Genomic DNA, 12,591 nt, shown 5'->3' with positions numbered 1-12,591 from the left:
ATACTTTTTAATTTTCAATTCTCAATTTTCAATTATTTTGTTGCAAAGTAAAGGATTTATTTGGAAAAATGATTTGTAATCTCGATTATTTTGCCGAATATTGTTCCAATTTTAGAATTAACTATGAATTTTGAACTAACATCAGCTTATAAACCTACCGGAGACCAGCCGGAAGCAATCGCACAACTGACTGAAGGGGTACTTCAAGGAGTTCCCGCACAGACTTTATTGGGGGTCACAGGATCGGGAAAAACATTTACCATTGCCAATGTAATCGCTAATATCAATAAGCCGACATTGATTTTGAGCCATAATAAGACGCTGGCCGCCCAATTATATGGAGAGTTTAAGGGATTCTTTCCGAATAATGCGGTGGAATATTACGTTTCATACTACGATTATTACCAGCCGGAAGCCTATTTGCCTAGCAGCGATACTTATATAGAAAAGGATCTTGCCATCAATGACGAGATAGACAAGCTCCGTCTCGCCGCAACTTCCGCCCTACTCTCCGGACGAAAAGACGTAGTAGTGGTCTCTTCCGTTTCCTGTATCTATGGGATGGGAAACCCTTCGGACTTTTATAAAAATGTGATTGAAATAGAACGGGGACGCATGATTGACCGCAATGTTTTCCTCCACCGCCTGGTAGACAGTCTGTATGTCCGCAACGATATCGACCTTAATCGTGGTAATTTCCGCGTCAAAGGAGATACTGTGGATATTTATCTGGCATATACGGACAACCTGTTGCGCGTCACATTTTGGGGAGACGAGATTGATGGCATAGAGGAGGTAGACCCAGTCAGCGGAGTCACTGTCGCCCCCTTCGAGGCTTATAAGATTTATCCCGCCAATTTGTTCATGACTACTAAGGAGGCAACCCTCCGAGCTATTCATGAGATAGAAGATGACTTGACCAAACAGGTCGCTTTCTTTGAGTCTATCGGCAAAGAATATGAAGCGAAAAGACTATACGAGCGTGTCACATACGATATGGAAATGATTCGGGAATTGGGACATTGCTCCGGCATTGAGAATTATTCCCGCTATTTCGACGGTCGTGCTGCAGGTACCCGCCCTTATTGTCTGCTGGATTTCTTTCCGGACGATTTTCTGATTGTCATTGACGAAAGCCATGTCAGTGTTCCTCAGATCCGTGCAATGTACGGAGGCGACAGGGCACGTAAAATCAATCTTGTGGAGTATGGTTTCCGCCTACCTGCCGCCATGGATAACCGACCGTTGAAATTTGAAGAATTTCAGGAAATGGCGAAGCAAGTGATCTATGTCAGCGCTACACCGGCAGACTATGAACTCATCCAATCCGAAGGGATTGTAGTAGAACAGGTAATCCGTCCTACCGGACTGTTGGACCCGATTATTGAAGTACGCCCGAGCTTGAACCAGATCGATGATCTGATGGAAGAAATTCAACTGCGTATTGAGAAAGAAGAGCGTGTTCTTGTCACTACTCTTACCAAGCGTATGGCGGAGGAGCTAACTGAATATCTCCTCAACAATAATATAAGGTGTAATTATATTCATAGCGACGTTGATACTCTCGAACGTGTAAAAATCATGGATGACCTCCGACAGGGAATTTACGATGTGCTGATCGGGGTCAATCTGCTACGTGAAGGTCTCGATTTGCCGGAAGTATCTCTTGTAGCTATCCTTGATGCAGACAAGGAAGGCTTCCTTCGTTCCCATCGTTCGTTGACGCAGACAGCCGGACGTGCAGCGCGTAATGTGAACGGAAAAGTAATCATGTATGCCGATAAAATTACGGACAGCATGAGACTGACCATCGACGAGACCAATCGTCGACGAGAGAAACAGTTGGCATACAATGAGGCAAACGGCATTACTCCACAGCAGATCAAGAAAGCGAGAAACTTGGATGTATTCGGCAACGCTAATTCGGAAACAAATGAATTGCTGAAAGAAAAACAAGCCTATATTGAACCGACAACTCCGAACATTGCGGCAGATCCGGTAGTACAGTATATGAGTAAAGCACAAATGGAAAAGAGTATCGAACGTACGCGCAAACTAATGCAGGAAGCAGCCAAAAAGCTTGAATTTATTGAAGCTGCCCAATACCGTGACGAATTATTAAAATTGGAAGACTTAATGAAAGAGAAATGGGGATAGATTTCCCTACTTCTCTTCTACTACAAATTTGATTGTCAAGCATAGAAAATCTTAACAAACCTATATCACGTCATCCATTCCGTTAATTAGAGTTATAAAAACACTTATCAATGGCTGATAATTTGCAAAGTTGCCGGAAGTCCGTATCTTTGCATCGTGTTTTTCATAGTATTAGATTTAAGGTTAACAAAGGTTGGAGCAAGGCGTTGCTCCTTTTTTTATGTCTATACGTTATCTTCGTATTCAAAGTGCCTTATCAATCGCTTTCTTTATCAACGGTTCCATGATATCATATCCTTCACTGTTCGGATGTACTCCGTCTTTTGTATATTGAGGATTCAAGGCCTGGTTTTCATTAACCACCAATGCTTGATAATAATCCACATACGGAATTTTATTTGCTTTTGCATAAGCCTCTATCCGATCATTTAAAGATTTAATCTTCTGAGGAGCATCTTTAATTTCCATTCTCCACTTGAATGCAGCGGCAGGAAGTACGGAAGTCAGAATAACTTTAATTTTATTCGCTTTAGCCAATTCGACCATGGAGATGATATTTCCAAATGTATAATCTTCATTATAAGTTTGTGTATTTTCGGCGACATCATTTGTTCCGGCATTAATCACCACTAAAGCAGGAGAAAGATTAATCACATCTTCCCGAAAACGCAACAAGAATTGATAGGAAGTCTGCCCACTGATTCCGCGACCAATATATCCATTTATCTTGAAGAAGTCCGGATGAGTCCTTACCCAACCTTCAGTGATGGAATTTCCCATAAAAACAACCCGTTTATCTTTTTTTGTCGCTTGCGGAAGCGCAGCATTTTGTTTTGAATAACGAGCTAAATTTGCAAAATCCTTTTTCTGTGCATAGCTCTCTCCCATTGAGAAGCTTAAACAAATAATTGCCAACAGTAACCATTGGTACATTCTTCTTTTATCCATATTTATATTAGGTATTAGTAATAGATATTGGACGCAAAGATAAAAAAATCTCTGTACATAGACAGTAAAATTCCGAATAACCGTTAAGACAGGAATGCATTTTCTTAATCTATGTTATATAACATACATTTTTTCTTGGATTATTTGCAAATATCACAGAAGTCCGTACCTTTGCAATGTGTTTTTCATAGTATTAGATTTAAGGTTAACAAAGGTTGGAGCAAGGCGTTGCTCCTTTTTTTATATCTATACGTATAGGATCTCGTAAAATAGAAACAATCAATTCAAATAACTAAATCCAATGGAACAACAAATTCAACTCAACGATCACAACAAGCAGGAATACCCTCCTATGCATACAGCAGAGCATTTACTCAATGCCACCATGGTGAAAACCTTTGGCTGCCCACGTTCTCGCAATGCCCACATCGAAAGGAAAAAGAGCAAATGTGACTATATACTTTCGTCATGTCCGACAGCGGAACAAATCCAGTCTATTGAAAATAAAGTGAACGAGGCAATCAGTCAGAACCTACCTGTGACTGTTGAGTATATGACACATGAACAGGCCAAAGACATCGTAGATTTAAGCAAACTACCTGCCGATGCTAGCGAAACTCTTCGCATTGTCCGCATTGGAGATTATGATGCCTGCGCCTGCATCGGATTGCATGTGTCCAATACTTCTGAAGTGGGTACCTTCAAAATCATTAGTTATGATTATGACGAAGAAAGGCAAACACTAAGAATGAGATTCAAACTAATCGAGAAGAAATAGACATATTATCAAATTAATATCTATCTTATATAAAATAAATAAAAATAGAATACATTTTGTCATCATTATTGCAAAATTGGCATTATTATAATGACAAATAGACAATTTTAGTCTCAAAAATCACTTGGCATAAGGTTTGCACTTATGGAAGCGAACAACGGTTCGAGAGCAGACGATGGAAACTGGGACAACCGGTACCATCAGAAGTGAAAATACCGAAGTTCAAGAATAATTAACTGAATGTTTAACTTAAAGATAGGAGACTAAAATTATGATGCCTGTTAGAAGAACTCAAAGTTGGTTACCAAGTATCTTTAATGATTTCTTTGATAACGATTGGATGGTAAAAGCAAATGCTACTGCACCTGCAATTAATGTTTTGGAAACAGAAAAAGAATACAAAGTGGAATTGGCTGCTCCGGGTATGACGAAGGATGATTTCAATGTTCGCATTGATGAAGATAATAACCTCGTTATCAGCATGGAGAAGAAGACAGAAAACAAGGAGGAAAAGAAAGACGGTCGCTATCTGCGTCGCGAATTCTCATACTCTAAGTTCCAGCAAACAATGATTCTACCGGATAATGTAGACAAAGAGAAAATTGCTGCATCTGTAGAACATGGCGTTCTAAATATCGAACTTCCGAAACTCTCTGAAGAAGAAGTAAAGAAGCCAAATAGACAAATTGAAATAAAGTAATACAGTAACCACTTACTATTCACCGGAGACGGTGATGAAAAGGATCAAAAACAGCTCTCTCCCTTAAAGGGAAACGAGCTGTTTTTTTATTGTCTTTGCAGGCAATGCCGCCTTATTAACATAACATACCCACAGGGTTTTCGGACTGACCCCTTATTATCTTCAGTTGTTCTTCCGATAGCTAATTACCGCCCAACTATTAAACACGACTGCAAAAAGCAACAATATTCCGAACTGCGGCAGCAAATCAAAGAAACCACTCCCCTTCAGATATATCATTCGCATCACCTCCATAAAATACTTCAAAGGATTGAATATCGTTATTATTTGTGCCCATTCCGGCATGCTGCTAATGGGGGTAAACAAACCGCTCATCAAAATCACCACCAACAAACAGAACCACATAACAAACATTGATTGCTGCATCGTTGCTGAATAGTTGGAAATGACCAGTCCGAAGCCGGACATCACCAGAACAAAAAGAACCGCGAAAAAGTAAATCAACAGAAAATGCCCGACAGGTACTATGCCATAAATTAACCAGGCTAATATGAAACACACCGTCAGCACCAGAAAACCAATCAGCCAATAAGGCAGGAGCTTTGCCAAAATAAAAACAAACTTCGGAACCGGAGTCACATTGATTTGTTCTATTGTCCCCACTTCCTTCTCGCTAACCACATTCAACGCAGGCAGGAAACCACAAATCAAAGTCAACAACATGACCATCAATGCCGGAATCATATAGAGCTTATAGTTCAGATTCGGATTAAACAATCCCTGCGTATCAACCTGTATGGAAGGGAAAGCACCGGAAACGGTAGCTGCTTCGGGATGTTCCGAACGTAGTTCGGCTGCATAATCATTAATGATAGAAGACAAATAAGAACTGCCCAGACCACCTTTCGTTCCATTCACGGCATTGGCTGCTATCAATACATGAGCATCCTCTCCATTCATCCAATCCCGTTCCAAATGCCTTGGAATTTCCATCACAATATCAGCCGTTCCAATTTCAATGTTTCGAAGACCTTCTTCATACGAGGCCGGTACTTCTACCAAACGAAAGTAAGTGGAGGCAGCAATCTTATTCACTAAACGTTGCGAAATAGCCGAATGGTCATTATCCACAATATTCAGCTGTATATTCTTGATTTCCAGATTTACCGCCCAAGGCATCAATAGCATAATCATACATGGAAATACAAGAATCAATTTCGGAAGAAACGAATTGCGAAGCAATTGTTTAAACTCTTTTTCTATCAGGAACTTTATCATAAATAATTCTTCAATTTGCTGATATGTTTATATGTCAATACCATGTAGTATAACACAGCCAATTGGCACATTTACATATTATTCTTATCTACTCCAATCTATACTTGAATTTCTTGATACTAACCGTAATAAGTACCGTCGCCATCAATAATAAGATACCAATCTCCTTATATACCAATACAACAGGCACTCCTTCAATCATCAACTTTCGCACAGCCTGAATATACCAACGTGCCGGAAGTATATCCGAGATCCATTGAAGTATCAACGGCATACTCTCAATAGGGAAAATCATCCCCGATAAAAGCATCGTGGGCATCATCAACATCAAACCGGAAACCAGCATGGCCGCAACCTGTGTACGCGTGACTGATGAAATCAATAAGCCCAACGCCAAGGATACGAAGATAAACAACAAAGAGACGGTTATCAACCAGAACAAACTTCCTACTACCGGAACATCCAGCACAAAGACCGAAAGTAAAAGAATTGTTATCAGATTGACAAACGACAACACAAAATAAGGCACAGCCTTTGCCAAAATAATAAATAGTGGCTTCACAGGCGAAACCAGTAATACCTCCATGGTCCCCGTCTCTTTTTCACGAACGATGGAAATCGAGGTCATCATAGCGCAAATCAGCATCAGGATCAACCCCATTACCCCCGGAACAAAGTTATAAGCACTCTTCATTTGCGGGTTATACAACAGTTTTATATCCGACGTTAAACGGGCAGCCGACATATTGGGCGGCATCATTTCCTGACCTACCATAGAAACAATTCCCGTCGCATAATTAACCTGCGAAGTCGACATATTCGGATCTGTCGCATCTACTACCAGCTGCACACGAGCATCACCCGTATAGAGATCATCTATAAAACGTTCGCTAAAAACAATAGCCATATCAACCTTATTCTTCAGAAAAGCAGCTTCCATTTCCTGGGGCGAATGAAAACGCGTGGTAACAGTGAAATATTCACTGGCGTCCAAACGATCAATAATCTTTCGTGTCACCACATCATTAGAAGGATCGAGTACCGCCAACCGGACATTTTTCACCTCTGTACTGATGGCAAAACCGAATAGTATAATTTGTACAACCGGCATCCCCAACAAAATCAGCATGGTTCGCCGGTCACGGAAAATATGATAAAATTCCTTCTTTACAAAAGCTATAAACTGTCTCATAATCAATCTGCTTTGCGCACCGCACCGCGGGCTAATTGCTGAAAAACATCATCCATCGTTTCTGCACCGAATTGTTGCTTCAGACGGGCAGGTGTATCAAGAGCTTTAATCTGACCGTCCACCATGATAGATATCCGGTTACAATATTCCGCTTCATCCATATAATGGGTAGTGACAAATATGGTGATTCCCTGGTCGGCTGCCTGATAAATCAATTCCCAGAACTGCCTTCTCGTAGCGGGATCTACTCCACCCGTCGGCTCATCCAGAAAAACAATTCTCGGCTCGTGGAAGATTGAAACTGAAAAAGCTAATTTCTGCTTCCACCCCACCGGAAGGCTCTTCACCAGAGTATCCCGCTCGTCAGCAAGCCCCAGGCGATCCAACAATTCTTCTGTCTTCCGCTCTATTTCTTGCTCTTTCATCCCATAAATCCCGGCAAACAGACGAATATTCTCCCACACTTTCAGGTCTTCATATAACGAAAACTTTTGGCTCATATAGCCGATATGCTTCTTTACTTGTTCAGCTTCCCGGAAAATATCATATCCTGCCACCTTTCCTATGCCTGATGTCGGTTTGCTCAATCCACAAAGCATGCGCATGGCTGTAGTTTTTCCGGCACCGTTAGCACCCAGGAAGCCAAATATCTCTCCCCGGTTCACCTGAAAGGAGATATGATCTACCGCTGTAAAATTACCAAAACACTTTGTCAACTGCTCCACTTCAATGACCGGAGCGGTTTCATGTCTCACCTCCTCCCGTTCCAAAGAAGGAGGACAAAGGATGGATGCAAATTGCTGAAGAATACGCCCGGGGGTATCAATGCCATGAATCTTTCCATGATTGATAAAAGCAATCCGGTCACATTGCCGAGCTTCATCCATGATGGGAGTAGAAACAACAATGGTAATACCCTGTTCCCGCAAGTTACGAAGCATTTGCCAAAATTCCTTGCGCGACACAGGATCCACTCCGGTAGTGGGTTCATCCAGAAATAAAATATCAGGCTTATGGATCAAAGCGCAACTCAATGCCAGTTTCTGCTTCATTCCACCCGACAAAGCTCCTGCCCTTCTTTTCCTGAACGGTTCTATCTGCTGATAGATATCTTTAATTAAATCATAGTTCTCCTGAACAGTCGTATGGAATACGGTAGCGAAAAACTCCAGATTCTCCTCTACTGAAAGATCCTGGTAAAGTGAAAAACGGCCGGGCATATATCCCACCTTTGTACGAATCTGTTTATATTCTGTTGCCACATCCAGTCCGCCGATCGTGGCCGTTCCCTTATCTGCCAGCAGCAAAGTAGTCAGAATACGGAATAAGGTACTCTTACCGGCACCGTCAGGACCTATCAGCCCAAAGATCTCTCCCCGTTCTACCACAAAAGAAACCTCTTTCAGCGCTTCCACCGTTCCATAGCTCTTGCCGACTTCTTTCACAACCACTATGGGTACATCCTTCTCCATCTCCCTGACTTTAATTTTTAATCTTCATTCTTTAATTTTACTCCGCCATACATACCAATCTTCAACGCTCCGTCATTCTTCACCGCAATCTTCACTGCATATACCAGATTAGCACGTTCATTCTTCGTCAAAATTGTTTTTGGAGTGAATTCCGAACGATCGGAAATCCAGGTCACTTCCCCCGGATAAGCTTTCTGCTCCGAGTTGCCATAGTCAGCATACACAGTCACTTGATCTCCCAGTTTCACTTTTGACAACTGTTCGGAAGTTATGTAAGCCCTCAAATACATACGATCCACTTCGCCCACCTTAAATAAAGGCTTGCCTATCGCCGCCAATTCACCGGCTTCCGCATATTTAGCCAATACTGTACCTGCGATAGGTGACTGAACATGACATTTAACTAACTGATCCTCCACTTGCGCTACCTGTATAGCAACCGAATTGCCTTGTTCTGTAAGGCTATTCGTACTATTACGCAACGATGATTCCTGTGCAACGAGCTGTCGTTCGAGTAATTTGACTTGCGCGTCCCAATCATCCAGTTGTTTTTGATTGGCCGCACCTGCAGCAAGCAAGTTTTCCACCCGTTTCCTCTCACGCTCTGCCGTGACAATTTGCTGTTTGGTAGCGGCAATCTGTTTGGCAAGATCAGGACGCTGGTTTTCTACCGATTTCATACTGGCTTCCAATTGCAGTTTCTTTAAATACAATTGTACCGTATCTACCAACCCGATCTCCTCACCCGCTTCCAGCTTTGTTCCCTCTTCTACTTCCAGTCGTAGCAATTTTCCGGCAGCCTCGGCGGACACTATTACTTCCGTAGCTTCAAATGTACCGGTTGCGTCATAATCAGGTGTTCCATTTCCGCAGGCAGATAACATCATCAGCGTTATCCCCCACATTCCTATTTTTGTTATTCTTTTCATATCCGGAGAAGTTATATTAATAATTCGTTGTATATTTCAATTGATAAATTCCCATCAACCGTTGAATCTCATGCATGGCTTTCGACTGACGCGCCAAGCTCTCATTGGTCAGTTCACGTAACATTTCAGTCACAGTCAATGTTCCATTTGCCACCTTTGCTTCGGCAGCTTTACGGATATTCGTACGCAACCGGATAATTTCATCATCATCCCGCATTTGCTTCTCCAAAGAATGGATAGCCTGATCCTGCTGCGTCATTTCCAGTCTTGTATTGAAAAGGAATACATCCCGGTTATTATCCAGTTGCTGCCTTTTCTTCTCGATCACCCGACGGTCATTTTTCAAAGTATACAAACTACCGAAATTCCATGAAAGCCGGACACCTGCCATATAATAAGGAGAGAATTCATTCTTCAGCATATCCAATCCAGGATTTCCGTATGCCCCCTGCACAAACAGTCCGAACTGCGGAAGATGACGCACATTCAAAGCCTTCTCCTGCACTTGCAGTCCGGCTCCCTGTGCATCAAACAAAGCCAACTCCGGCCGACGAATCTCACTGACAGCTGAAACCATACTTTGAGGTACAGGCTTCTCCAGCACCGTCTCCGGAGATAGTGCTTCTCCTACCAACAGCGAAAGCATTTTCAAATAAGCTGCCCGTGATGATACTAAATCAATTCTTTTCTGTTTTGTATTCAGCTGCTCCACTTTCACTGCATCCAAATCAGCTTGATTGGCTATTCCATTTTCCACATAAGCAGTAATCTGACGATAATTTCTCTCCAGCTCATCTTGTAACAATGTATTCTGTTTGATTTGCTCGTCCAGCAGGAGAATTCCAAAATAAAGATCATTCACGCGGTCATTCAGCGCATACATATCTACATTCAGTTTTTCTTTTTCCACTTCAGCCTCTGCAATCGTCTGCTTCTTCTGCATACGGATTCCTCCCCCGTCCCATATCTTCTGTTGCAATTCCAACATGACCTGATATTGGTCTTTAGACAATCCTTTTAAATCTACTCCGGGAAGTTTTACCGGAATTTCTGTCACATCACTCTGATAAGAGGCCTTTGCCGAAAGAGCAAATTGAGGCAAATATCCCTTGGCTGCATTTTCCAGATTATATTCCTTTGTCTTCTCCACTAAGCCATACTGATGTACCAACGGATAATTGTCCTGCGTCTTCCGCTGACATTCTTCCAATGTAATCTGCGCATACGCTCCTGCTACATACAGTAAAAAGGAGAAACTGAAAATCATTCTTTTCATATCCATTATTTCTTTGGTTTCTTCGAAAGACAAAGATAGGGATTTCAAAGACACTGGTCATTTCCAAGAGTTGGCAAATATGTCCCATTAGTCCGATAAAACAGAAAAAAGCAACTGAATATGCTGTATTTTATTACCTTTGCCGGAAAAGAAGAGATATGGAGAAAAAAGAACCGATAGAATTCGCACTCAAATCATTAGACAATTTTAGCATTGCACGTCATAACGAATATCATTATATATCTTCTGATTTCGCATTCGTCAACAGCTTTACGGGAATGGAAACAACGCCTTTCTCACTCGATCAACCGTATCGTATTAAAGAAGGACGTGTTGCATTCGTCAAACAAGGTTCTGCCCGAATTCTCATTAATCTGATCGGACATACCCTCCAACCGGGACACATCGCAGTAATCACCCCCAATTCCATCATCCAAATCATAGAAGTATCTCCTGATCTTGATATGCAAATGATAGCAACCAATCATGATTTCCTCCCCATATCCGGAAAAGACGATTTCTTCTCTTACCTTCTCCATCATCAGAAAAACATTTTATTGCCACTACTTCCACGAGAACAGCAACAAGTGAAAAACTATTTCACTTTTATCTGGGGAGTATTGCAGGAACCGATATTTCATAAGGAAGCTATACAACATCTTTTGGCCAGTCTCATCTATTATTTAAGATATATCGCTCAAAACAGCATTGAACTGAATCCAACCCAGTTGACAAGACAGGAAGAGATTTTCCAACGCTTCATCTCTCTTGTCAACACACACAGCAAGAAAGAGCGTAACGTGAACTTCTATGCGGATAAGCTATGTCTCACTCCGCGTTATCTGAATACAGTTATCCGGCAGGCCAGTCAACAAACAGTAATGGACTGGATAAACCAGTCCATTATACTAGAAGCAAAAGTATTGCTAAAACATAGCAATCTGCTCGTTTATCAAGTTTCTGATGAATTAAATTTCCCTAATCCTTCTTTTTTCTCGAAATTCTTTAAACGAATGACAGGAATGACACCACACGAATATCAGCAAACGAAATAATCTTTATTTCGAGAACTCTGAATACAGTCAGTCACTTTCTATGAGTTGGCAAAATGTTCTGAAGAGATAATGGATAAAATGATGAGAAAAATTAAAGAAAAAAGTAGCCTAAAATTGCTTTTATGTAATTTATAAGTTACCTTTGTAAAGTGAAAGTAAGAGAAGTCATAACATATAAAGAATATTTTGATGATTTTTTCAAGAAACAACCACAGAAGGTTCGCGATAAAATCATCAAAGTGCTAGATATTATCGAGCAGATAGACCGAATCCCAACGACATATCTAAAATACATAGAAGGTACTAATGGACTATTTGAGGTTCGCGTGCAACTAGGCAATAATATCTTCCGCATTTTTTGTTTCTTTGACGGTAATAAATTGGTTGTTTTGTTAAGTGGCTTTCAGAAAAAGACACAAAAAACACCACCAGAAGAAATAAAAAGAGCAGAACGGCTTATGACCGACTATTATAAAGAAAAAGAAAAGGAGATTTTAGAATGAATACAAAGACATTAGACCAAATCAAAAATGAGTATTACGGTGAAGTTGGAGCACCAGAACGAGACAGGCTTGAGCGAGAACTTGAGGCTTTGCGCATTGGCTTTAAGATACGAAGTGCCAGAGAAAAATTAGATATGACACAAGCAGAGCTTGCAAGTCGCATTGACAAGAAACGTACATTCATATCAAAAGTTGAAAACGATGGAGAAAATATTACTCTCAAAACATTATTTGATATTGTAGAACGTGGACTTGGTGGAAAATTAAATATCGAAGTGCAATTATAAAAATAATGCCGGAGTG

Annotated in this window: 12 protein-coding genes; 6 read left to right on the top strand and 6 right to left on the bottom strand. The window is 41.1% G+C overall.

What is annotated here, in order from left to right; translation table 11 throughout:
* The first annotated feature begins 123 nt into the window (after positions 1-123).
* The gene (gene uvrB / locus H8S63_RS08170; RefSeq protein WP_186926387.1) at positions 124-2,157 is read left to right on the top strand and encodes an excinuclease ABC subunit UvrB; all 2,034 of its coding nucleotides are present in this window, start codon (positions 124-126) and stop codon (positions 2,155-2,157) included.
* Positions 2,158-2,400: 243 nt separating this feature from the next.
* On the opposite strand, the gene H8S63_RS08165 is transcribed toward uvrB, so the two are convergent.
* Complete coding sequence (locus H8S63_RS08165; protein ID WP_186926385.1) at positions 2,401-3,105, bottom strand: SGNH/GDSL hydrolase family protein; 705 nt, start codon at positions 3,103-3,105, stop codon at positions 2,401-2,403.
* A gap of 301 nt (positions 3,106-3,406) precedes the next feature.
* Between H8S63_RS08165 and H8S63_RS08160 the strand changes: the two genes are divergently transcribed.
* Both H8S63_RS08160 and H8S63_RS08155 read left to right on the top strand, forming a co-directional pair.
* On the top strand, positions 3,407-3,883 hold the full coding sequence (locus tag H8S63_RS08160; RefSeq protein WP_186926383.1) for a hypothetical protein: 477 nt from the start codon (positions 3,407-3,409) through the stop codon (positions 3,881-3,883).
* 271 nt (positions 3,884-4,154) lie between these two features.
* On the top strand, positions 4,155-4,583 hold the full coding sequence (locus tag H8S63_RS08155; protein ID WP_004300008.1) for an Hsp20/alpha crystallin family protein: 429 nt from the start codon (positions 4,155-4,157) through the stop codon (positions 4,581-4,583).
* Positions 4,584-4,745: 162 nt separating this feature from the next.
* Here H8S63_RS08155 and H8S63_RS08150 read toward each other — a convergent pair whose 3' ends face one another.
* The 5 genes from H8S63_RS08150 to H8S63_RS08130 form a co-directional block, all read right to left on the bottom strand.
* Positions 4,746-5,861: an ABC transporter permease gene (locus H8S63_RS08150; RefSeq protein ID WP_007752332.1), complete on the bottom strand. Its 1,116-nt coding sequence runs from the start codon at positions 5,859-5,861 to the stop codon at positions 4,746-4,748.
* Between the two features lie 88 nt (positions 5,862-5,949).
* On the bottom strand, positions 5,950-7,053 hold the full coding sequence (locus H8S63_RS08145; RefSeq protein ID WP_141409352.1) for an ABC transporter permease: 1,104 nt from the start codon (positions 7,051-7,053) through the stop codon (positions 5,950-5,952).
* A 2-nt stretch (positions 7,054-7,055) separates the two neighbouring features.
* The gene (locus tag H8S63_RS08140; RefSeq protein ID WP_074705231.1) at positions 7,056-8,525 is read right to left on the bottom strand and encodes an ATP-binding cassette domain-containing protein; all 1,470 of its coding nucleotides are present in this window, start codon (positions 8,523-8,525) and stop codon (positions 7,056-7,058) included.
* Positions 8,526-8,542: 17 nt separating this feature from the next.
* Complete coding sequence (locus tag H8S63_RS08135; RefSeq protein ID WP_009040507.1) at positions 8,543-9,454, bottom strand: HlyD family secretion protein; 912 nt, start codon at positions 9,452-9,454, stop codon at positions 8,543-8,545.
* 16 nt (positions 9,455-9,470) lie between these two features.
* The gene (locus tag H8S63_RS08130; protein WP_032851512.1) at positions 9,471-10,730 is read right to left on the bottom strand and encodes a TolC family protein; all 1,260 of its coding nucleotides are present in this window, start codon (positions 10,728-10,730) and stop codon (positions 9,471-9,473) included.
* 158 nt (positions 10,731-10,888) lie between these two features.
* Between H8S63_RS08130 and H8S63_RS08125 the strand changes: the two genes are divergently transcribed.
* The 3 genes from H8S63_RS08125 (at position 10,889) to H8S63_RS08115 (ending at position 12,575) form a co-directional block, all read left to right on the top strand.
* Positions 10,889-11,785: a helix-turn-helix domain-containing protein gene (locus tag H8S63_RS08125; RefSeq protein ID WP_186926381.1), complete on the top strand. Its 897-nt coding sequence runs from the start codon at positions 10,889-10,891 to the stop codon at positions 11,783-11,785.
* A gap of 149 nt (positions 11,786-11,934) precedes the next feature.
* On the top strand, positions 11,935-12,288 hold the full coding sequence (locus H8S63_RS08120) for a type II toxin-antitoxin system RelE/ParE family toxin (RefSeq protein ID WP_007752298.1): 354 nt from the start codon (positions 11,935-11,937) through the stop codon (positions 12,286-12,288).
* On the top strand, positions 12,285-12,575 hold the full coding sequence (locus tag H8S63_RS08115; protein ID WP_007752287.1) for a helix-turn-helix transcriptional regulator: 291 nt from the start codon (positions 12,285-12,287) through the stop codon (positions 12,573-12,575). Before H8S63_RS08120 ends, H8S63_RS08115 begins: the two co-directional genes overlap by 4 nt.
* The last annotated feature ends 16 nt before the right edge of the window (positions 12,576-12,591 follow it).

The organism is Bacteroides sp. NSJ-39 (assembly GCF_014287315.1).
GTDB lineage: Bacteria > Bacteroidota > Bacteroidia > Bacteroidales > Bacteroidaceae > Bacteroides > Bacteroides finegoldii.
This window is presented reverse-complemented; position numbering and strand designations above follow the sequence as displayed.